Raw genomic sequence first — 21,030 nt, forward strand, 5'->3', positions numbered from 1 at the left:
TTGTAGGTGTAAATATGATTGAAAATTATGAGTTATGCTTTTACTGGCAATTAGATGAAAGTATGAAATATAGTAATGCAGCAATAAATTTTGGTAAAGGGGTTTGTCTATCAAATAAATTTAAAATTGTTTTTGATGAACAGTCTAAAAGAATAGATATATGTCCAAAACCAAGTTCTAAAATATCGTTTTATGGTGAAGGGGTAAGTTCGCTAACAGCAATAGTAGGTAAAAATGGTGCTGGCAAAACAACATTACTTAACAAATTAAGATATGATATGGCAGATGGTCAAATACATCATTATATAATAATATTTTATTCAAAAATTGAAAAGAAATTTATAGTATTAGATGATGATAATTTAGTTAATGATATCAAGATAAATAATTTTATTACTGGTGCAACAATTGAGAAAATAGATTCTGATAGTAATAAATTAAAGCAGTATTTGAGGAATACATCTTTCGTTTATTATAATAATCAAATAACATCTAATATGTATTGGTTAAGACTTTCAAATAATGGAATTGATATATCATCAAATGAGCCATTAGCTGAATATGATTACCTTGAAGATTTTGATGGAGAAAAAAGAGCTATTTCTGTAACTATTAGAAGCTTTGCAAATGGCTTATCAGGCAAATTGGAAAGTGGAGATATTGTATCAGTCTACGTGGCAGATTATGGAGATAAAAAAGAAACCTTATCGCCTCAAGAATTAAAATATGTAGAGGTTTTAGCAGTTACCTTGGAAACAGGATATAATACAGAAGAAACAGCAAATAAGGAGGGAGAAGAAAAAGCACTACCATCTACAGTAACCCTAAAAATTAATGAGGAACAAGCTATCTTATTAGCTGACCTAGAAGCTAATGGGAAAATACATCTAGCCTTTGTATATCGTGGAGACCATGAGAATACAAAGGCTTTTTTAGAGCAACAAGATAAAGTATTTGAAGGAACAGAGGAAGCTATTGTCCGTAATCCAGTAGCAGAAAAACAACTTAAAGAGGAACAAATGGAAGAAGAAAGAGTGGTGATGGACATTGAATAAAGCGATAACTATTTGGGGAAGCCCTAATAGTAGCAAGACAATATTTAGTGTAAAATTGGCTAATGAACTTTCAAAGACTCATAATGTAATAGTCGTATTTTGTGATATAGTAGCTCCATCATTGGGAACTATACTTCCATTTATTTCTGAAAAGGATAGATCACTAGGAAAAGCTTTAGAGATACCTACATTGACCCAATGAATATGAATTACCTCGATTTGTTTCAGCCCTTACACAGGAGCTACAAGCCAGTAGAGATGTACTATCCATTTTAGATACCTATAAAAATAATACTAGTGGTATATTTAAAAGAGAATTAGAAATTACTGTGGCAGATATGAAAACAGGAAATGTAGAGTCCGCATTAACACGATTTGAAACAAGAATAGGAAGTAGTATGTTATCAGATGTGGTTAGAGGACTTATTGGTGTTATCCGTGGAGATAATAATGTGGTCTATTTTCAGATGTTATCCCATGATTTTAAACAATTAGAACTTCAAAGGCTTAAATCAGAGGTAATGAAACGTCCTGGAAAAATACGAAGATATTCAATGTTAATGCTAGGGTGCTTTATTGTGATGTATCTTACTGTTATGATGCTTCAAATTGTGGAGAATATGGGGAGGTTGTTTTAGTGGACAATAACATTTTGTATTTGTATAATTAACTCATGGTAGAAATATTAAAATATGAATTGAAATGAAATAAAGGTTAGAGGTGACTGTAAGATGCCATGTGTTGCTGAATTCGGTATAATAGATAATTTTGATAAAAACAAGGATTATTCTTCAGAATATGAACCACAAAAATATAATTGTATTGCTATTGACGACGATATAATAGATGGTTGGTGGAATGAACTGGTTTTAATAAAGACGTATTTTCATAATTATAATAGACCAGAATATGCACTAGCAAGATGGGGAGTAACACTAATACCGCCAGAATCATTGGATGCTTTTTATAACATTATAACTAATGACAACAGGTCTAGAGATTCAAAAGAATTAGCAAATCTGATGGCATTGATTAGAAAGGCTATAAGGGAAAATAAATATGTTATACATTATGGTGTTTAACCTATAAAATATTAGGTTAAGGTTACGAACATAAGCTATAAATACACTAATTCTCCACTGTCCTTAAAACATGACATAAAACAGGCGAAAAGAAATAATGAACGAGAAACTAGATAAAAATAATATAAATCTTATAAAGTTGTTTCAAGATTGTAGAAAATTGCGAAGTAATGATTTAACTTTGGAGGTGCACTTATTGGAAAATAACGATGTTAAGAGGTCTTGTTGAACAAGTAACGAAAATTCTACTGGTACAGTAGAAAAAATTTCTATATGCCCTACATGCAAAGGGGTCACCCAAGAGGTCAAAGCCATAACTGTTAAACATTTTGTGATAGATAGTTTTGTAGACATGCCACATGATAGGAGTTATCGTATTTGTTTAAATGAAGATTGTGATGTTGTCTACTATGATTTAGAGAAGAATATAATATTTAGAAAAAAAGATATTAAAATTCCTATTTGGTATAAAAAAGATGCTGACCCTAAATATATATGCTACTGTAATCAAGTTACAGAGCAGCAAATTGTTAACGCAGTTCTACATGATGGGGCAAAAAATATAAAGGATATTATTAGGCTTACTGGAGCGATGAAGAATGGGAAGTGTGAAATCAATAATCCTTTAAGTAAATGTTGTGGTCCTTTTATTCAGAAAGCTATCAATAAAGTTTTAGATAATAAGTAGAAAGCATGACACATCATTCTTATATTATGAATCAACAGAATGCAACTAGTTTATTATAAAAATATTATAAAAAACAATATGCTTCAACATAGTTTATATTTAATATAGGCAGTTTACGGTATAGCTACAGATATTATCAGGAGGTACCTATGGGACAATCATGGAGTGGAATTAAGAAAAGACTAGAACAAGATTTATTATGTGAAAAATTAAGAGGTAGAGTGAGATACTTTATTACCAAATACAGAAAGGCTCATGACGAGGAGTCTAGAATAGCCATATTAATAGATGAAAAAGAGGTTATACGTGGAAATATATATGACTTTTATAGGGAAGCTAACCCTCTTATAGATAAAATTCGAGCAGAACAGGAAATTCCAAGACGTTCATGGAATGGTAAGGAAATCCTTTATGATAATGAAAATAAGGAGATTGAAGAAAGGGTTGATGAGATTTGCATTGATAAAGGTATAATTGATCCTTATTTACAAAAGCTCTTGATTTTTACCTACACCATTCAATAAAAGAGAGTATAAATTCAACAAATCCTCTAGTGCGATTATTTTCAATATTAGACAGAAGAATTGGTAAAAGAACACTTTATAAACTAAAAAGTGAAGTAAATGACCAACAAGAGTGGTTAAAGCAGTTTTATGAATTAAGACTAGATGTGGAAAATATACGTTTTGAAAGATAAGGTGACTCATAGAGGGTCATCTTTTTTTCTTGAAAGAAAGGTTATGTAGTTGAATATTTTAAAAGATAAACATGGAGAAGGCTATATATATACAGTCATCATTGTTTTTGTGGTGGTTTTAATGCTTGCATTTGCCACTAGAGTTCTACCAGTATTCATAGCTAAGTCAAAGCTTGACACCTTTGCAGATGAAGCAGTACGGTGTGCAGAAATAGAAGGCTATATAGGAAATGAAACAAAAAATAGAATTAATGAACTAAAAGCCAATACAGGGCTTGACCCTAATATAAATTGGTCAACTACTGGCAAAATACAACTTAATCATATATTTAGTTTAGTTCTTACATTAGAAACCGATATAGGTTTCTTTTCTTTTGGCTCATTTCCGATCACATTAGCATCGAAAGCTACAGGAAGGAGCGAAATCTATTGGAAAGATTAAAAAATAAGGAAGGAAATGTAGTCATTTGGGCATGTGTTTTAGTCCTTATTTTTATGATTATTTTTACAGCTATATCAGAATATATGAGACTAAAAATTATTGCCAAGGGAGTAAGAGATGGTGTTGGATCATCGGTTATTTCAGTAGTAACTAATAACTGGGACAATAATTATAATGGACTTAGACAAGGATATTCAGGGGGATATATACTGGAATGCAATAGTTGGGAAAGTGATATTGACGAAGGGGAAGTATATAAAGATTTATCTCAGCTTTTAGGGCTACAAAGAAATGGCAGTCAATATGTCAAATATACAGGTAATCATGAAATAGAATATGCCCTTTATGACCTTGAGGTAGAGATTATTAATGCTAGATTTAGAGGAGATAAGAAGGACAAATTTAAGGCTAATGTGTTTATTACACTAAGCGTTCCCCTCAGTTTTGGTTGGAATGCTTTGCCTGATATGGTCATTCCTCTGAAGGTAGAAGCTAAATTCACACCAAAATTTTGAAATTTTATTGACAGGAAAAATATAGTAATATATAGTTGTTGGTACCCAAAATAGAGTAGGAACTACAACTATTGCCATGGAGTTTGTTGCTTATTTAAATTCTATAGGAGCGAATGTAAGCTATATAGAAGCCAATGAAAGTGGTCATTTACAATTAATAGCTGAGCATTACAAAATGAAGAAAATTGATGATGGTTACAGATATAAGGGGATTGCATTTGAAGGGATAAATTCTAGTAATAATATAGTTTTTGACTTTATAATATATGATTTAGGGGTCTTAGATAATAGAACAATGAAAGGGTTTTTAAACTGTAATATAAGAATTCTATGTACAGGGAACAAGCCTCATGAATTGCCATTCTATGAAAAAGGTTTAAAGCTATTAGGAGAAACTGAATATAATATTATTTTCAATTTCAATGGATTTAGTAATCATGAATGATCTTATGTTTCAGGATGAAAGTGATAGAGAAAAAACTGTTAATGATGAGAAAACTAAAAGGACGAAACTTCCTAAAACATCAGTAATTCAACGGTTAAAACAGTCCCTTAGTGCCATTTTGTCATAGGGGCTAAGTAATACTGTCATACCTTGAATTGTACATCTCTAAGGGGAAGGGATATTGAGGAAAGAATATAAATGGGATATTATTTATAGTAGTTAAGATTTTAGAAGTTGGTAAACAATTGTTTTTGGTTATGAAAAGTCGTATAACATAATTGGATAATATTAGATATTTATTAATTACACTAGGTATTAAAATAAATCAAAAGTAAGTCTATCAATATATATTTTATTATATAAAATACATATGAAGGAAAACAAAGCCTGTTGATGGACGAAAAAAAGAAAACAAAAATAATTTATAGCGAGGTTTCTGTGACATTCTTCTGATACCTTAAAGAAAAGGAAGTGATTTTATGCGAATATTAGTGGTTGAAGATGACCGCCTTTTGAATAATACACTTTGCTATAACCTGACAGCAGCGGGATATTCTGTTGACGCTGCTATGACAAAAAACTTGGCGAAACAGCTTAGTATGAAACAGGATTATGACCTCATCGTTCTTGACATCAATTTGCCGGACGGTAATGGTTTTGATTTTTGCAAAGAAATAAAGGAGCGCCGGCCGGATACCGCCGTAATTTTTCTGACAGCCCGTGATATGGAAAACGACCAGCTTCGGGGCTTTGAATTGGGTGCGGATGATTATGTAACAAAGCCATTTCTCATGAGCGTTTTTCAGAAAAAAGTAGCTGCTTTGCTTACCCGCGTTTCAAAGCAATACGGCGGCGATTGCTACGACGACGGAAATTTATTTATCAATTTTTCTGAAATGACCGCCACCCTCGCCGGGGAAGTAATTTCATTTACGCCTATGGAATATCGCTTATTGAAAGTGCTGATAAAAAATTCTCAAATCGTTTTGACCCGGAGAACTCTTCTTGAAAAGCTATGGGATATAGACGGTAATTTTGTTGACGAACACGCTTTGACCTCGGCAATCAGCCGGGTACGGAATAAGATCGAAACCGGCAGCTTTCAATACATCAAAACCGTTTACGGCATGGGCTATATGTGGATTGGAGGCATAAAGAAATGACTACCGCAAAACTCTCTATCAACAAAGCCTGTATTATAGTTTGTACTTTACTTGTGTTGCTATCTGTATTAATGATTACTGTACTCTATTTGCTGACTGACAATCTAAACGTAATATGGGGCGGGATTCTGTTTTCTGTTCTTGTGTTTTTCTGCTTAGTACTATTCATCATACTTATACGCCAGAAGCTGACGGCCTTTTCGGACACCTTATGCCGACTATTGGACGACATGATGACTGGGGAGATTGAGCCGCCTCAGATTGCGGAGGAAGAAAGCCTTTTTTATAAAATCAATCATCGGTTGACACGTTTATATGAAGTCATGCGGGAAAACCGACGTAGCATTGCAAAGGAAAGAGCCGATTTACAGGGGTTAATTTCGGATATTTCTCATCAGGTAAAAACACCGATAGCAAATCTTAAAATGGTAAACTCTACATTGTTGGAACAGTCCATGCCGGAAGAAAAGCGTAAGGAGTTTTTGTCAGCTTGCGGAGGGCAGCTTGATAAACTGGATTTCCTCATGCAAGCCATGATTAAAACTTCCCGTTTGGAAGCAGGCATTATTTCATTAGAAAAGAAAAAGCAATCAATTTATGATACCCTTGCAGCGGCTTTGGGCGGCATTCTACTAAATGCAGAGCAAAAGCATATTACGGTTGACATTGATTGCAAGGAAAGTCTGGAAGTATCTCACGACCGCAAGTGGACAAGCGAAGCATTGTTCAATATTCTTGACAATGCCGTAAAATATACCCCGAACGGCGGCTGTATTCGTGTTGCCGTTGAAATTTGGGAAATGTTTTTGAAAATTGACATAACTGATACAGGCAAGGGTATTCCCGAAATTCATCAAGCCAAAATTTTCAAACGATTTTATCGGGAAAAGGAAGTACACGATACTCCGGGTATCGGGATTGGCTTATACCTTGCGCGTGAAATTATTACCATGCAGGGCGGCTATATCAGAGTGGCGTCGGAAATCGGACAAGGCTCTACCTTTTCCGTATTTTTACCCCGTAAGTAGGTTAATCTCAAATGTCACGATTTTGCAAGAATCGAGTGTTGAAAAAATTTTTCTCGTGACATTTCTGCGAGATTTGTCCTTTACAATAATGCCATTAGTAAGAAAGGATGGTGTTTGTATGAGTATATTACAAACAATGGAACTTAAAAAATATTATGGTACAGAGCCGAATATTACAAAAGCATTAGATGGTGTTACTTTTTCCATTGAACAGGGAGAGTTTGTAGCTGTTGTCGGAACCTCCGGCAGCGGTAAATCAACCCTGCTAAATATGATGGGTGGGTTAGATATTCCTACTTCGGGCAGCGTTATAGTAAAAGGGAAAGATCTTTCAAAACTAAACGATGAACAGCTTACCATTTTTCGCCGCCGTAATATTGGATTTGTTTTTCAGAATTATAACCTTGTTCCCATTTTGAATGTCTATGAAAATATTGTTCTCCCTGTTGATCTTGACGGTGAAACAATAGACCAAGGATTTATGGATAAAATTGTGGAGATGTTAGCATTAGAAGATAAGTTGAGAAATATGCCTAATAATCTGTCAGGCGGGCAGCAGCAGAGAGTCGCTATCGCCCGTGCTCTTATTACTAAGCCTGCCATTGTACTGGCTGATGAGCCTACCGGCAACCTTGACAGTAAGACAAGTGCGGATGTCATTGGATTGCTGAGGCGCACAAGCAGTGAATTTAATCAAACCCTCGTTATGATTACCCACAATGCGGAGATCGCACAGCTTTCCGACCGTATTGTCCGCATTGAAGATGGGAAAATTGTGCATCAAGGGGGAAAGTAAAGTGAATGATATTCTTTTTGGAAACAATAATAAATCAATCGTAAAGAAGCTTGCATATAAAAGCTTAAAAGCAGATAAACGTCGAAGATGGATTATTATAGTTACAATTGCCTTTACCACAGTTCTTTTATCCTCCCTTTGTTTTTATCTTTCTGCTCAAAAAGCAGAATTGGAGGAACGTATAAGAGGGCACTATCAAGCCGGCTGTGTGGATATTTCACAGGAACTGATTAATACTCTTTCTGAAAGTCCGAAAGTTGAGCAGTGGGGCGTAGCTAAACGAATCGGTTTAATACGCTATCAGGATACAAATTTATCTGTATTATACGAAGATGAAAACCAGATGAAGCTTGCAAAGCGCCCACCCATTGAAGGGAACTTGCCACAAAAAGAAACGGACATTATGGTTGAGCAGGATTTTTTAAAATACTTTAATCTGCCACAATCGATAGGGCAAACTATATTGCTTGACTTAGGGGATGGAGCAAAGAGGGAATATACTATAACAGGTATCATGCAGAGCGATAATGCTTCTCGCTCCTTTATGGTTCTTTTATCCAGAGCATATGCTATAGCTCATTCTCCCGAGAAGCCTGTTTTTGAATTTCGTTTTCGTTTCGCAGATGATAATACAGAAAATAAGGACGTTCTGAAAAATCAAATTAAAGACTTTCTATTGGCAAACGGAGTTCCGGAAGACAAAATCTTTTATAGTTCCAATTACTTTGGCATGATAGACTTACAGGCATCAGGGCGCGTCATGCTGTACATTGTAGGAACCTTGCTTGTAATAGCCTGCAGTGTGGTAATTTATAATATATTCTATATTTCTGTGGCAGGAAAAATTCGAGTATATGGAAGATTAAAAGCAATCGGCGCTACTACAAAACAATTAAAAGGTATTGTACGGCGTGAAACCATAGTGCTTTTATTATATGCTGTTCCTTTAGGGGTTTTACTTTCAGGTGTTGCAATATTTGCTATGAGGCCCGAATATTGGGTTTGGCAGGAAAATTTACAGTCATCTTTAGGTGTAGCGATTGTCATGTTTTTAGCAGTGGCAGTATCTACCCGAGTTCCAATCAGGCTAGCCGGACGGGTATCTGCAATTGAAGCAGTCCGTTCTAATCCATATTCAGATAAATCAAAGAGTGTTTCATTACGACTGCATCGCCGCATCACACCTGTTTCCTTAGCCGGGATGAATTTTGAACGCAATCGGAAAAAATCCGTATTCACTTTTATTTCTTTAGGCCTGACTGCAATTATGTTCATGTGCATTGCTTCTTTAGCCGTATCCATTGATGTTAACAGTATGGCATCATCCCAGTTGTCTGGTGGAAATTACATGTTGACTTTAAAGCTGAATGATATGGAAGAAGAACAGACATTATTAAAAGAAAATCCGTTAAATGAAAACTTGTATAAAAGACTGACATCATTGGAGGCCGTGAATAGTATCACCCGGTACAATAGCAGCTATATTCAAGTGGAGCTGCCTAAGAAAACAGCTGGAATTGCTTTTACAGGATTAACAGAAAATCAGATGAGTAAATTTTTCCCAGAAAATTTTGAGATGGAAGGTACAGCCGAATACAGTGCTCTGCTAAAGCAAAACGGAGTTATAGTCGGTGATGATGAAAATCTTCTCAAGAAACTGTTTGGATACTCACCCCAAATTGGAGATACTTTACATTGCTCATCTTTTGACGGACAGAGTATGGAGTTGCCTGTCTTGGGAATTGCAAAGGGTACTGTCAATCCTGCTGTGGCAGCATCATTTTTTTATGTAACTGATGAAACGCTGAAGCAATTTTATCCTGAAACGAATAATTTTAATACAGCTTGGTATATCTATGCCGATTATGATTCGGATACCTTGCGTAAAAATATATTTGAAGTTGTAGATGATGCCAGAATTGACATAACCACGAAACAAGATATCGCAGATAGACTGCAGCCATCCCTTGATCAATCTATAAAAGCTGCTTATATATTAGCAACATTTTTATTTGTCTTTGCGTTAATAAATTTAATCAACACCTTAATGACTAATCTTATTGCAAGACAGCAGGAACTAAGTATTTTACAATCAATTGGCATGAGTTTCAGGCAAATGGCAGTCATGCTTTCGGCAGAATGCCTTTGGTATGTAGTTATCACCCTCATAATTGCTATCACAGCCGGAACTGCGGCCGGTATGCTGCTTTGTTCAAAGCTCAATCAAATGGGTGTTTTCGGTGTTTTGACCTATCGCTTCCCGTTTCTGGAAGCTGCTGTTTTTACAGCTATTCTAATGGTCATTCATCTTTGCTATTCGGTAGTCGCTGTGCGTTATATGAAAAAACAACCGCTATTAGAACGTGTTAATTCAATGGAGTAATATAACAAAAATACAATTCTTATTTTTGTATAGTGAATTGTGTTTCGCTATCTATTGGGAGCTTAGTGTGTATATAGTAGAAAAGAATAAGAAAAATAAAGGAGTGATATTCATGAAACTTGCACTATATAAGATGAAGATATTACATGAATACTTATAATGTAAGCGTAAGCCCTAACACGCCTAGAAATAAACCTTAAAATTTTATAAAATAAAAGCATCGCTTTTCAAATTCGAAAAAGAAAATATCAACACATTAATAATTAATGGTGAAATGCTACTGGTTATTTTAAGTTCATTAGCCCAACAAGAGAGCGAATCTATATCATCCAATGTGAAAATGAGATTGAAAATGAAGATGAAAAGAGGAGAGTTAGTAGGTTTCAATGGTTGCTTAGGATATGATTATGACCCAAAAGAAAAGGTTATAACCATTAATAAAAAAGAGGCAGAAATAGTCAAATACATATTTCAAAGATATACTGAAGGCAATGGATGTTATGTGATTGCAAAGGAATTGACAGCATTAAAGTATAGAACCAAAAGAGGTAGTACTAACTGGGGTGAAAGCACCGTTAGGGGGATTATTAAGAATGAAAAATATAATACAGGTACGAAAAAGGGCAAAAGATATTGTGAGCATTTTAAAAGTATTAGCGAACAAGCATTAGAAGCTGCTTTTGTAGATGCATTTAATACTATGTGTACTAATAATAAAGATGTGGTAATAGAATTTGTAAAAACTGTTGAAGAATCAATAAGTAAAAGTAATCTCACTAATAAGATTAAGAAGATAAGCTTAGTAAGCTTGTGGAATTAAATATTGATGGTATAATTAACAAAGAAACATATGAAGATAAGTATCATAATACTACATCGGAAATAAAAAGACTCAAAGAGGAACAAGAACAAGTAGGGAATGCATATGAAGAACAAAAAGAACTAGAGAAGAAGATGAAGTCCTTTAGAAAAATATTTGACAATAATGAGCTACTAGAAAAGTTTGATAGAGAAATATTTGAGAATGTCATCGACGAAGTAATCATTGGGAAAGTCGATGAGTCAGGTACAAGAAATCCTTATTCAGTAACTTTTATTTTTAAAACAGGTTTACAATTAGAGGAGGACTGTACTGTAAAAAAGCCTAATGGAATACATGGTATTAAAGATGGTATTGTGTATTCCTATAACGGAAACGATACCTGTGGAGACAGTAGTAAGGATATATAAGAAGTAGATATATTGAAAATAGTAAATCAAATAGGTTATAATAACTAAACTTAAATGAATGAGGTTGATAACATGTCATATGAAATTGAATTAATCAGAAAAGATCAGCTTGAAGTTTCAAAATGGTCAGGTGGGACTACAACTCAACTTGCAATTTTTCCAAAGGATGCCATATATAGTGAACACAATTTCAAATGGCGTTTAAGCTCAGCAAAGGTGGAGGTAGAAGAATCTGTTTTTACATCACTTCCTAATATTAATAGGATTATTATGATTATTGAAGGAGAGCTGATATTAGAGCATGAAGGTCATCATAGAAGTATTTTAAAATCATTTAATCAAGATCACTTTAGTGGGAGCTGGAAAACAAAAAGTTTTGGAAAAGTGATAGATTTTAATTTGATGATGAATGAAGGTTGTGAAGGTGAATTAGAGGCTATACATCTCGAGAAAGAACAATCTAATATGATTTCTTTTGATAATAAGAAGGAATTTTCACAAAACGTTCAAGCTATATATTGTGTCAATGGACAAATAAAAATAAAGATTTCGGCTGATGATATGATTACTTTGTATGAAGGTGATATTGTTTTGATAACACCTAAAAATGATTTTAGTGATCTGGATTTTAAAGTATATAATGAAAAAAATAGAAAGGCTGATTTGATTATAGCTAGTATATCCTATTAATACTATTTATATGGACAGCATTTAAATAAGGAGAATCGGTATTATGCAACTAGGATAGAGAATATAAATTATTTTGTGTAAATGGATGATTTATTAAAAATTCACATGTGAATAATTATTAATTGTTTATGCATAAATAGCCCGGAGGGCAACAGAGGTGACTGTCAAGTTACCCCTATATTTTTGAGTATTATAGATTATATAGACAACTCTTCTTTTAATCTTTCACTAAAATATATTCCTACTTGAGATATACATTCATTCCATTGCCTAATAGGTTGAGACCATTTTTTCTGGATGTTTGTAATTGCAAGTTCTGCTGTGTTACCACTATATGATATGCCATATGTTCCTACTTTACCGTTAGACCACGACTGCTTTGTTATCCACTCTATTATCTGATTCATATCATTTATTTCTTCTTTTGACCATTCCATATCTCTATTCCCAGATGATGCCCCTGACCCTCTTGCATCTACTCTTATTAATGCGTAATTTGACTTTAATAGAGTCTCATAAAATATTGATTCTACTTCCTTTCCTATACCAAGATTAAACAATGCATTGAGTAAGAATGTCTTTTTATATTTTGTACCGTATCTAGTTGTCTCCATTATGGTAGGTACTTTATCATTTTTCTTCATTCCATATGGCAATGATATTCTTACTGCAATTTTTGTCCCATCTTTCATGGTCACATATGTCGATTGATTTTGTGCACATCCTACTGGCAACATAAGGATTTTTTCTGGTATAAAACCAGCTATCATAACTACTGATATACCTATTACCAATAATGCTAACAATATCTTCTTCATTATAATATCCTCCTATACAATAAGTAAATTAAAATATACTAATATTTTATATCCGTTATTGTTTTACTGTTTAACTTATTGCTTAAGAATTTCTTACGATTTTATTACATTGTATCTTGATTAGTAATTAGATAAAGATATTCGGTTAGATTTAATAATATCTGAGGCTATATCTTTGTGCAAATCTTTTACCAACTTAGTATTTGTTCAATTAGGACAATTATAATTTTTGTAGTCGTACTACCGTCTCCACATGTTTTGATAGAAAGGTGATAAATACAAAATATAAAGCTCAAAGAGTCCTATACTTTGAGCTTTATATTTTTTCATTATTATACTAAAACATATATTGATAAACTACTTCCGAACTGAATCTATACTTGTTAGTTGTTAGTGGAAATTGATTGTTTATACAATACACCAATTGAAGTTAGAAGTTATTATTAAATGAGGTAACACTTTATCATCAGCAAATAATTATTGACACTCAAAACATACCACTGGTATAATTATACTAATAGTATATAAAAGAAAGGAAGTGAAACCATGTCATTTAAATTTCCTGTAGGATATCATTCTTTCAATGATAATAACTTACTGAATTTTCAACTGAACCGTTGGTATTCAACTGGATTTTTAGGGTATGATGAACTAAAAGAAGTTGGTGAACGTATCAACAGCTTTGAGTCTGCAAAAAAGGTATTTAAAGAATTAGGAGAAGAGGCTATAAATAATAATCAATGGCTTGTAGGTGCTACTTACCTTCGTGGTGCTGAATTCTTTGCGTTGGGTCGAGATCCTGAAAAAAATAAGTTGTATGATACATGTATGAAAGCCTATTGTAAAGCTTATGAAGATGAACCTATTCTGTATGAAAAGGTTCCATATGATAAGGGTTATTTACCTATTATGCGCATAATGACGGATCAACCAAGTAAAGGATGGATTGTATTACATGGTGGCTATGATTCATTTATTCAAGAGCTGTATCCTTTTTGCAAAACTTTTGTTAATAAGGGATATGATGTTATTATGTTTGAAGGTCCCGGTCAAGGCGGAGCCCTTAATGAGTATGACATGGTTTTAACCCATGAATGGGAAAAACCTGTTTCAAAAATCCTTGATCACTATGCTATAGATGATGTAACATTAATTGGGATATCTTTAGGTGGATATCTGGCAGCTCGTGCGGCTGCTTTCGAAAAAAGAATTGGACGGGTTGTTCTCTATGATATTATTTATGATTTTTATAATGCTTTTTTATGCAAATTTCCAAAGCACTTACAGATTTTGATTAGATGTTTTTTACCCTTTAAAGAAAGTTATTTTTGGAGAAAAGCGGAAGAAAAAGTAGCAGATAATCTTTTTCTTCACTGGTTAATCCTTCAAGGCTATCATACATTCGGTGTTCATTCAATCTGGCAGTATATAAACAGTATGAAAAAGTATCATACTAAAAAAATATCTAAGTACATTGATCAGGATGTCCTCCTGCTAGCAGGAGAAGAAGATATTTACACATCATTTTTTGATAAGCAGAAAAAAGCACTTACCCATGCAAAATCCGTGACCGGAAGAATATTTACGAAAAATGAATATGCTTCCCATCATTGTCAGATAGGTAATATTGGTCTCGCTCTAGATTACATCTTAGATTGGATTGAAAGGAAAAGGTGATAATAAACTATGTGGACAGCAAAAAAAGGTGATGAACGCAAAAAAGAATTTATTGAAACAGCTATTGAAATGTTCATAATAAAGGGCTATGAAAAAACCTCCATTAATGATATTTTAAAAGCCATTAACATTACCAAGGGCGCCTTTTATTACTATTTTGACTCAAAAGAAGAACTCCTAGACACTATTGTTGATCATCTTACACAAGAGATGCAAGCATCCATAGAAACTATTTCTAACAAGGATGATTTATGTGCTATAGACAAATTCGACCATATTTTTCACGCAGCCAATCAATTGAGAAGGGATAATGCATCATTTTATCGTCAATTATATGATTTACAAAAAAAAGATGAAAACGCTTATATAGCTAAAAAATTTATGCAAAAAGTTCTAGATGTGAATGCTAAATATATTCAATCTATTATTGAACAAGGTATAAAAGAAGGTGTCTTTAATACTACTAACCCACAAGAAATGGCTGAATTGTATATACGTCTAACCTCACTCTGTAAAGAAAAAATAGCTACATTCATTACTGATCCATCTTTTGAGGATAATTCTCATGCAGGTTACAAAAAAATTAATGACTTGATTCTATTTTACCAAAACACCCTTGAAAGAGCACTTGGTGCACCAAGTGGAACTCTGAATTTTATAATCAATGACTAAACTTGTATCATTGATTATAAATATGTATACGGCGGTGCTTCCCCGACCACTTCCTTTGATTGCAGCGGTCTGATTCAGTGGGGCTATAGAAAAGCAGGGATTTCCCTGCCACGAACCGCGCAGGAGCAATACGACGTAACGCAGCATATACATTTATCCGAAGCAAAGGCTGGGGATTTGGTCTTTTTTCATTCTACCTATGATGCAGATACTTACATTCCCCATGTGGGGATATATCAGGGAAATAACCGTATGTACTATGCTGGTGACCCAATCGGGAAAGATTATGTATTTTCAGAACTGATAAATCCGGTCTATAACTGGAGTGGAAATCAAGTACACTGGTATCTGTTTCTGTAAAATATCTTGACAATAGGACTAAAGCTGTACAGATTTCACAATTCATATTGACTTTAGAAAAAAAAGAAAATTGGATTATCACAAAGTAAATGGATTTAAAGTTTTGTTTGTTTAGTATAAACATTCAAACTATGCTATTATATAATAAGAAAATCGTCATGAGGCTGGTGAGAACATGGGAAAAACAACAAAATTTTTTAGTACATCGGAATTAGCTAAAATGTATAACTTACATCCTAATACAATAAGATTATATGAACATTTAGGTTATATTTCACTAGCTCAAAGAAAAGATAATAATTATCGTATCTTTACTGAACTTCATGTTTTACAGGTCAAAATATGTAGGTGTATATATGGTTATCCATTCTTTAATAAACGAATTAGAGATGCTGGAAACAAAATAATGTGGGCTTCTGGAAAACAGCAATGGGATAAAGGAGAGTATTATACAAGAGAATATATAGAATTAATAAAACATGAAATTAAAATTGCAAATAATACAGCTAATATCCTAAAAGTTTGGGCAATTAAAAAGTGTAATAATCAAAACCTTCTTGATGGAAACTTTTTTTCACGGAGACAAATTGCAGCATTCTTTGGGGTTACTGTTGAGACTATAAGAAATTGGGAAAGAAACTATTTAATTTATTCTGATAATACTGGTCAATTCGGTGAAAAACTATATTCACAATCTATGTTTAAAAGAATACAAGTTATATATATGCTAAGACAAGCAGGCTATAGTATAGCTGCAATCCATAGTAGTTTACTAATGTTAAATACAGGGAATCCGGAGATGATTATTATAGCTTTGAATACCCCTTCGATAGAAAATGATATTATTTCAGTTGGTGACAGATGGATATATGAATTAAAAAAATTATATAACGCAGCACAAAATATCCCTATTCTCTTTGAGCAAGTATCCATACTAGAAGATTAACTTTACATTTGTACACCACCCCTTTATTCAATGCTATACTTTGAATAAAGGGGTGGTGTATTTTTAACCCAATTAGAATAGGAGGAAAATTGATGATTAGCAATTTGGATTTTTTACAAAGAGTTGCAATAGAACGTCCAGTTGGCACACAAAAAAATGCTATGCTTATAAACTATATCGAAGAATTATTCATAAACGAAGGTTATACTGTTACTTCTTTACCATTTGATTGCAATGTTTGGAAATGTGGAGAATCTGTAATAAGAATCGGAACAGTTAAACTAAGTATTTATGCCAGTCCTTTCTCAAAATATTTTAATGGAACCGGTAATGTACTTTTTATAAGTTCCTTAGAGGAATTAAGAGAGAAATATTTAAAAGATAAAATCTTAATTATATACGGTAGTTTAGCTCAAAGCGCTTTACAACCAAAAGATTTTCCTTTTTATTATCCAGATGAACACAAAGAAATTATTACTTTATTGGAAAGGAAGAAACCTAAAGCTATTGTTTCTTTGACCGGAAAGAGTCAGTTTAATGGAATGAATCCATTTCCTATGTTTGAAGATGGTAATTTATTAATTCCTACTGCGTATGCAAGTAATAGTCTATTACCACGGATTTTAGAACTTATTGAAAATGAATCCACCATACACTTGAAAATAAATTCTAAGAATAAACATAGTGAAAGCAAACAGTTAGTTGCCTTTAAAAAGAATAAAAACAGTCTTGGAAAAATTGTAATATGTGCACATATGGACAGTAAATATAATACTGCCGGAACGCTTGATAATGCTACAGGTGTTACAGTTTTAATGAAATTAATGGAAAGTTTAAAATCTGTAGCGACATCATTTGATATAGATTTTGTTCCATTTAATAGCGAAGAATATTTTGGTGTTAATGGACAGTTGAAATATTTGGATTATATCACACAGCAGAAATCTGAAATCAAATTAGTAATAAATATTGATTCGCCATGTCACAAAAATTCCAAAACAGCAATCTCGTATTATAATCTTAAAAAAAACACGATTTCCATAATAGATAATATAATTCAAAATCATGAGTACATAGAAAAAGGTAATGAGTGGTTTGCTGGTGACCATTGTGTATTTGCTTTTAATAAAATACCATGTATAGCTGTTACATCATCAGACTTTTATGATGGCGCTTTAGAATATACACATACACCACTAGATACAATGAATACCATTGATTATGAATTAATATTGCCTACCGTTTCAGTTTTAATAGAAATTATTAAAAATTTTAAATGAAATTGCCGTCGTTCTGTTGGGAAAAAAATCCTCAAAGAATGCCCGTTTTCTGAACTGCCGGAAAAGGAACTTAATCGTCTGCAAACTTTAGATACCTACCATCTACTATTCTTGGTATGTTGACCCAATTTTTAAATGACGATTAGATAATATGGGAGAAGAAGACCAATTCTATATTCGTGAACATCATGAGCCGATTATCAATGAGGAAGTCTTTGAAAAAGCACAGGAGATTTTGAATCGAAGAAATAAAAACAGAGGAAAAACCGGTGATGGTAAAAGAGAAAATTTTGAAGTACTGAAGAAGATAGGTTATAATTTATATAACTCATTAAAAAAAGGTAATAACTTCCATGTCTATGTATGATTATTAATACTGAGTTATTTTTTCTGAGAATATTTAACTAGGGGGATTTAAATGAAAAAAAATATTGGTTTTATGATTCTAGTACTTTCATTGTCTTTGTTGATTACTGCATGTAGTCCTGAAGATGTTAAATATGCTTTTCCTCTTGACAGTGAAGTTATAGAAAAAGTTTTAGCACAAGAAGAGTCATCATGGTTTATAGAAAAGTCACAATCTTTTCAAGAAGGACACACCATTTACACACTCAAAAATGAAAATGATAAAATTATTTCTACTATAAGTAGTTATAGTAAAGATGAGATGAGACATTTGGGATTAAATTTCTTTTCCATATCAAAGCTGGGTAAGGACCCTCTAAAAGCGACGATTAATGAAAATGAATGGGAAGACATGTTCAAATTAGCTTGTACTCTATATGGTAATAGTAATGATTACAAAAGAGTATATAGAGAATTTGTTAAGTATAGTAACAATAGAAGGGATAAGGAATATGGGCGTGCAGTTTGGTCAAAGAGAATAGATAATGCTCATTTTAAGGTTACTTTAAATCCCCTTGAGGAAGGGACAGAAGATTTTACCCTTATAGGAATTCAAATAATGAATACTGATGCCTATGAAGATTACTCATTAAATATAGTAAATATGTGGAAAAATGCAATGAAGAGAGAAAAAGTAGAAATACTAGAAAACATCACCGTATCTGATATTGTCTCAATGAATGAAGAGGATGTGGATTCTACTAAAGGCATAATAGTTAAAGGTCACTTAGAAAATATAAGAAAGCTTAAAGATGATGAACTGCCAAGTACAATATTCCCAAACTCCAAGGCTGTACCATATAAAGAAGATTATTTAAGTGCAAAGTTAGTAGATGAAACAGGTAGTATTCAGGTGGTTTTGCCTGCATCATCACTCAACGAAGAAGAATTGGGGCAGGTTAGAACCCATCACGGTTATTATTTTGGTAAAGACAATATATATGTTATTGCTTTAAGCGTATTAAGCGAATAAAATTCTATAGTATAGAAAAAAGGACTATTGTAGGTAAACAAACCTCAACAATAGTCTTTAATTTTGAAAGTGAAGTTGACATATATGCATCTTTACCTTAACATCTTATTTTTTACGAAAAGATGATTTTTAACATCTAAATTAGCAATGGGTTTAGCATCGCTTTTAACACTATAAATAGATTTATTTATGACAGTAAGTCTCTTGTTATTTAATATGTTAATTCTATTGATAATCAAGCTATAAAACAGATATGATTGCTCAAATTAACGCAAACAAAAGCATGCTAATTTGATTGTTAATTAGCATGCTAAATTTAATGTGATTAGGGTTGTGTGCACCCCAAAAGTAAACCCGTTACCATAATGTAGGTGCTCTTTTTAAAATAAAGTTCATAATATCTGTTTTTTCGTCTAATTTTTTTCTACATATTCAATTACGTCTCCTAGACGCTTTTTACTCCTCAAGCCATTCAAAATTTTTAACTATTTCTCTTTTAACATTTTTCTTATGGGCTGCATACAGCTGTGTTGTTGTAACATTATCATGATCCAGTAGATTTTGCACATCATATATGGAAAAGCCGTACTGTATAAGGGAAGAGGCTGCTGTAGCTCTAAGTTTATGAGGGCTATATCCACTTTCTCTAGTAGTATCCAAAGCTATAGAAGTATATTTTTTAACAAGTTTTCTTATAGACAGTTTTGACATTCTCCTTTTTTGTAAAGATAAAAATAACGCATCTCTATGCTCTTCAGATATACTTTCAGGATTTGGTCTTTCCTCCTTTAAATAGGTCTTTATTACTTTTTCAACAGATTGATTTAAAGGCATATTGACCTCTTTACCTCTTTTTCTATAAATTTTGAATTCTCCACGATTAAAATTAAAGGATGATATATTTAATTGATGTAATTCATTTAATCTAAGTCCATATGTAGTAAGTAAAATAAGAATAGCTTTATCCCTTAATTTAGTCTTTTCCCAATATTGCTTTTCCTTTTCAGTTAAGCCTATTCCTTTTTCAACGGCATCCAGCATTATTGCAACTTCATCTATTTCCAGTTTTTTAATAGCATCTGGTTGAGGCTTTGGCAGTTTGATAGGATTGAATCCATCAGTTATATTTTTTTTAATTATTTCATCACGATATAAAAACTTAAACAATGATACAAGGGATGATTTTTTTCTTGCCAGAGCCCTATTATGGTTTTCCATTACAACCGTAGTGTCAGTCTTATTAATTAAATATCTACTGCAATAGTCTCCAATAAATCTGTTTACATCCCTAGCTTTAATTCTATTAAATTCTTCTACAGAAATTTCCTTTGTAGTACCAGCAGTAGTTATATTGGTGTTTGAAATTAGATATTTACAGAAAAAAACAATATCATTCAAATAAGCATGTCTTGAGGATAAGGATATGCTGTTTTTTAAAAATATAAAATAGTCCCTCATAAAATCAGGCAGTTGGGCTTCAATTGATAAACATTTATTAATCAATTCATTTTCAGATTTAACAATATTATCGGGTTTAGATGATTTGTTATGAATTTTGAAATTTTTACTTTCCATGCTAAATCCTCCTTAAAAGCATATAAAATATTACTAATTTTAAATGACATATTTAAGAGATTATACAATTATCTCATATTAATATTCTATATAATAATCAACTTAAATAC

Annotated in this window: 25 protein-coding genes and 2 pseudogenes; 25 read left to right on the forward strand and 2 right to left on the reverse strand. The window is 32.7% G+C overall.

From position 1 onward, the window contains the following. The first annotated feature begins 14 nt into the window (after nucleotides 1–14). The 17 genes and pseudogenes from B5X81_RS13115 (at nucleotide 15) to B5X81_RS13190 (ending at nucleotide 12,214) form a co-directional block, all read left to right on the forward strand. On the forward strand, nucleotides 15–1,055 hold the full coding sequence (locus B5X81_RS13115) for an RcpC/CpaB family pilus assembly protein (protein ID WP_139380330.1): 1,041 nt from the start codon (nucleotides 15–17) through the stop codon (nucleotides 1,053–1,055). Further along, a complete protein-coding gene (locus B5X81_RS13120; protein WP_079492283.1) occupies nucleotides 1,048–1,257 on the forward strand; it encodes a hypothetical protein in 210 nt (69 codons plus the stop codon). Before B5X81_RS13115 ends, B5X81_RS13120 begins: the two co-directional genes overlap by 8 nt. A 127-nt stretch (nucleotides 1,258–1,384) precedes the next feature. Then, nucleotides 1,385–1,693 carry a hypothetical protein gene (locus tag B5X81_RS13125; RefSeq protein WP_208985056.1) on the forward strand — a complete coding sequence of 103 codons (309 nt, stop codon included), beginning with the start codon at nucleotides 1,385–1,387 and terminating at the stop codon, nucleotides 1,691–1,693. Between the two features lie 93 nt (nucleotides 1,694–1,786). Then, on the forward strand, nucleotides 1,787–2,137 hold the full coding sequence (locus B5X81_RS13130) for a hypothetical protein (protein WP_170917412.1): 351 nt from the start codon (nucleotides 1,787–1,789) through the stop codon (nucleotides 2,135–2,137). A 196-nt stretch (nucleotides 2,138–2,333) separates the two neighbouring features. Further along, nucleotides 2,334–2,825: a Csac_0668 family 2Fe-2S cluster-binding (seleno)protein gene (locus B5X81_RS13135; RefSeq protein ID WP_408606802.1), complete on the forward strand. Its 492-nt coding sequence runs from the start codon at nucleotides 2,334–2,336 to the stop codon at nucleotides 2,823–2,825. 149 nt (nucleotides 2,826–2,974) lie between these two features. Next, nucleotides 2,975–3,522 (forward strand): annotated as a pseudogene (locus tag B5X81_RS13140) (SF0329 family protein). A gap of 49 nt (nucleotides 3,523–3,571) precedes the next feature. After that, nucleotides 3,572–3,964, forward strand: a complete 393-nt coding sequence (locus B5X81_RS13145; protein ID WP_079492284.1) for a DUF4320 family protein — start codon at nucleotides 3,572–3,574, stop codon at nucleotides 3,962–3,964. After that, nucleotides 3,952–4,479 (forward strand): hypothetical protein, encoded by a 528-nt coding sequence (locus tag B5X81_RS13150; protein ID WP_244282096.1) that lies wholly within the window; start codon nucleotides 3,952–3,954, stop codon nucleotides 4,477–4,479. The genes B5X81_RS13145 and B5X81_RS13150 overlap by 13 nt, the downstream gene beginning before the upstream one ends. Before the next feature lie 76 nt (nucleotides 4,480–4,555). Then, nucleotides 4,556–4,924 carry a hypothetical protein gene (locus B5X81_RS13155; protein ID WP_079492287.1) on the forward strand — a complete coding sequence of 123 codons (369 nt, stop codon included), beginning with the start codon at nucleotides 4,556–4,558 and terminating at the stop codon, nucleotides 4,922–4,924. Continuing rightward, entirely contained in the window at nucleotides 4,902–5,051 is a 150-nt protein-coding gene (locus B5X81_RS27855; protein WP_208985058.1) for a hypothetical protein, read from the forward strand. The genes B5X81_RS13155 and B5X81_RS27855 overlap by 23 nt, the downstream gene beginning before the upstream one ends. Before the next feature lie 352 nt (nucleotides 5,052–5,403). Further along, nucleotides 5,404–6,087 carry a response regulator transcription factor gene (locus B5X81_RS13160; protein ID WP_079492289.1) on the forward strand — a complete coding sequence of 228 codons (684 nt, stop codon included), beginning with the start codon at nucleotides 5,404–5,406 and terminating at the stop codon, nucleotides 6,085–6,087. Then, nucleotides 6,084–7,115 carry a sensor histidine kinase gene (locus B5X81_RS13165; protein ID WP_079492290.1) on the forward strand — a complete coding sequence of 344 codons (1,032 nt, stop codon included), beginning with the start codon at nucleotides 6,084–6,086 and terminating at the stop codon, nucleotides 7,113–7,115. The genes B5X81_RS13160 and B5X81_RS13165 overlap by 4 nt, the downstream gene beginning before the upstream one ends. Nucleotides 7,116–7,233: 118 nt before the next feature. After that, nucleotides 7,234–7,911 carry an ABC transporter ATP-binding protein gene (locus B5X81_RS13170; RefSeq protein WP_079492292.1) on the forward strand — a complete coding sequence of 226 codons (678 nt, stop codon included), beginning with the start codon at nucleotides 7,234–7,236 and terminating at the stop codon, nucleotides 7,909–7,911. Between the two features lies 1 nt (nucleotide 7,912). Further along, nucleotides 7,913–10,294, forward strand: coding sequence for an ABC transporter permease (locus B5X81_RS13175; protein ID WP_170917413.1), 2,382 nt, complete (start codon nucleotides 7,913–7,915; stop codon nucleotides 10,292–10,294). Nucleotides 10,295–10,646: 352 nt separating this feature from the next. Further along, nucleotides 10,647–11,114, forward strand: a complete 468-nt coding sequence (locus B5X81_RS13180; protein WP_208985059.1) for a recombinase family protein — start codon at nucleotides 10,647–10,649, stop codon at nucleotides 11,112–11,114. Beyond that, nucleotides 11,105–11,524: a hypothetical protein gene (locus B5X81_RS13185; RefSeq protein WP_079492296.1), complete on the forward strand. Its 420-nt coding sequence runs from the start codon at nucleotides 11,105–11,107 to the stop codon at nucleotides 11,522–11,524. Before B5X81_RS13180 ends, B5X81_RS13185 begins: the two co-directional genes overlap by 10 nt. 72 nt (nucleotides 11,525–11,596) lie before the next feature. Then, nucleotides 11,597–12,214, forward strand: coding sequence for a HutD/Ves family protein (locus B5X81_RS13190; RefSeq protein WP_079492298.1), 618 nt, complete (start codon nucleotides 11,597–11,599; stop codon nucleotides 12,212–12,214). 197 nt (nucleotides 12,215–12,411) lie between these two features. Here the strand turns inward: B5X81_RS13190 and B5X81_RS13195 are convergent, their stop codons facing one another. Then, nucleotides 12,412–13,032 (reverse strand): CocE/NonD family hydrolase, encoded by a 621-nt coding sequence (locus B5X81_RS13195; protein ID WP_079492299.1) that lies wholly within the window; start codon nucleotides 13,030–13,032, stop codon nucleotides 12,412–12,414. A 546-nt stretch (nucleotides 13,033–13,578) separates the two neighbouring features. Between B5X81_RS13195 and B5X81_RS13200 the strand changes: the two genes are divergently transcribed. The 8 genes and pseudogenes from B5X81_RS13200 (at nucleotide 13,579) to B5X81_RS13230 (ending at nucleotide 19,345) form a co-directional block, all read left to right on the forward strand. After that, the gene (locus tag B5X81_RS13200; RefSeq protein WP_079492301.1) at nucleotides 13,579–14,709 is read left to right on the forward strand and encodes an alpha/beta fold hydrolase; all 1,131 of its coding nucleotides are present in this window, start codon (nucleotides 13,579–13,581) and stop codon (nucleotides 14,707–14,709) included. A gap of 9 nt (nucleotides 14,710–14,718) precedes the next feature. Continuing rightward, nucleotides 14,719–15,381: a TetR/AcrR family transcriptional regulator gene (locus B5X81_RS13205; protein ID WP_079492302.1), complete on the forward strand. Its 663-nt coding sequence runs from the start codon at nucleotides 14,719–14,721 to the stop codon at nucleotides 15,379–15,381. A gap of 15 nt (nucleotides 15,382–15,396) precedes the next feature. Continuing rightward, a pseudogene (locus B5X81_RS28775) lies at nucleotides 15,397–15,741 on the forward strand (C40 family peptidase); the annotation flags it as partial. Beyond that, the gene (locus B5X81_RS28780; protein ID WP_408606808.1) at nucleotides 15,723–15,830 is read left to right on the forward strand and encodes a hypothetical protein; all 108 of its coding nucleotides are present in this window, start codon (nucleotides 15,723–15,725) and stop codon (nucleotides 15,828–15,830) included. The pseudogene B5X81_RS28775 and the gene B5X81_RS28780, both read left to right, overlap by 19 nt. Nucleotides 15,831–15,916: 86 nt before the next feature. Beyond that, a complete protein-coding gene (locus tag B5X81_RS13215) occupies nucleotides 15,917–16,687 on the forward strand; it encodes a MerR family transcriptional regulator (RefSeq protein ID WP_079492305.1) in 771 nt (256 codons plus the stop codon). 92 nt (nucleotides 16,688–16,779) lie between these two features. After that, nucleotides 16,780–17,967: a M28 family metallopeptidase gene (locus B5X81_RS13220; RefSeq protein ID WP_244282097.1), complete on the forward strand. Its 1,188-nt coding sequence runs from the start codon at nucleotides 16,780–16,782 to the stop codon at nucleotides 17,965–17,967. Nucleotides 17,968–18,118: 151 nt separating this feature from the next. Beyond that, nucleotides 18,119–18,334, forward strand: a complete 216-nt coding sequence (locus tag B5X81_RS28785; RefSeq protein ID WP_079492307.1) for a recombinase family protein — start codon at nucleotides 18,119–18,121, stop codon at nucleotides 18,332–18,334. A 51-nt stretch (nucleotides 18,335–18,385) separates the two neighbouring features. Continuing rightward, entirely contained in the window at nucleotides 18,386–19,345 is a 960-nt protein-coding gene (locus tag B5X81_RS13230) for a hypothetical protein (RefSeq protein ID WP_079492308.1), read from the forward strand. A 456-nt stretch (nucleotides 19,346–19,801) separates the two neighbouring features. Here the strand turns inward: B5X81_RS13230 and B5X81_RS13235 are convergent, their stop codons facing one another. Then, the gene (locus B5X81_RS13235; RefSeq protein ID WP_079492310.1) at nucleotides 19,802–20,920 is read right to left on the reverse strand and encodes a tyrosine-type recombinase/integrase; all 1,119 of its coding nucleotides are present in this window, start codon (nucleotides 20,918–20,920) and stop codon (nucleotides 19,802–19,804) included. Nucleotides 20,921–21,030 lie beyond the last annotated feature (110 nt).

It is taken from the genome of Maledivibacter halophilus, assembly GCF_900167445.1.
GTDB lineage: Bacteria > Bacillota > Clostridia > Peptostreptococcales > Caminicellaceae > Maledivibacter > Maledivibacter halophilus.

Coding starts and splice junctions, on each gene's coding strand:
- B5X81_RS13115 (WP_139380330.1), top strand. CDS start 15: ATGATTGAAAATTATGAGTTATGCTTTTACTGGCAATTAGATGAAAGT.
- B5X81_RS13130 (WP_170917412.1), top strand. CDS start 1,787: ATGCCATGTGTTGCTGAATTCGGTATAATAGATAATTTTGATAAAAAC.
- B5X81_RS13155 (WP_079492287.1), top strand. CDS start 4,556: ATGGAGTTTGTTGCTTATTTAAATTCTATAGGAGCGAATGTAAGCTAT.
- B5X81_RS27855 (WP_208985058.1), top strand. CDS start 4,902: ATGGATTTAGTAATCATGAATGATCTTATGTTTCAGGATGAAAGTGAT.
- B5X81_RS13160 (WP_079492289.1), top strand. CDS start 5,404: ATGCGAATATTAGTGGTTGAAGATGACCGCCTTTTGAATAATACACTT.
- B5X81_RS13165 (WP_079492290.1), top strand. CDS start 6,084: ATGACTACCGCAAAACTCTCTATCAACAAAGCCTGTATTATAGTTTGT.
- B5X81_RS13170 (WP_079492292.1), top strand. CDS start 7,234: ATGAGTATATTACAAACAATGGAACTTAAAAAATATTATGGTACAGAG.
- B5X81_RS13180 (WP_208985059.1), top strand. CDS start 10,647: ATGAAGATGAAAAGAGGAGAGTTAGTAGGTTTCAATGGTTGCTTAGGA.
- B5X81_RS13190 (WP_079492298.1), top strand. CDS start 11,597: ATGTCATATGAAATTGAATTAATCAGAAAAGATCAGCTTGAAGTTTCA.
- B5X81_RS13195 (WP_079492299.1), bottom strand. CDS start 13,032: ATGAAGAAGATATTGTTAGCATTATTGGTAATAGGTATATCAGTAGTT.
- B5X81_RS13200 (WP_079492301.1), top strand. CDS start 13,579: ATGTCATTTAAATTTCCTGTAGGATATCATTCTTTCAATGATAATAAC.
- B5X81_RS13205 (WP_079492302.1), top strand. CDS start 14,719: ATGTGGACAGCAAAAAAAGGTGATGAACGCAAAAAAGAATTTATTGAA.
- B5X81_RS13215 (WP_079492305.1), top strand. CDS start 15,917: ATGGGAAAAACAACAAAATTTTTTAGTACATCGGAATTAGCTAAAATG.
- B5X81_RS13220 (WP_244282097.1), top strand. CDS start 16,780: ATGATTAGCAATTTGGATTTTTTACAAAGAGTTGCAATAGAACGTCCA.
- B5X81_RS28785 (WP_079492307.1), top strand. CDS start 18,119: ATGGGAGAAGAAGACCAATTCTATATTCGTGAACATCATGAGCCGATT.
- B5X81_RS13230 (WP_079492308.1), top strand. CDS start 18,386: ATGAAAAAAAATATTGGTTTTATGATTCTAGTACTTTCATTGTCTTTG.
- B5X81_RS13235 (WP_079492310.1), bottom strand. CDS start 20,920: ATGGAAAGTAAAAATTTCAAAATTCATAACAAATCATCTAAACCCGAT.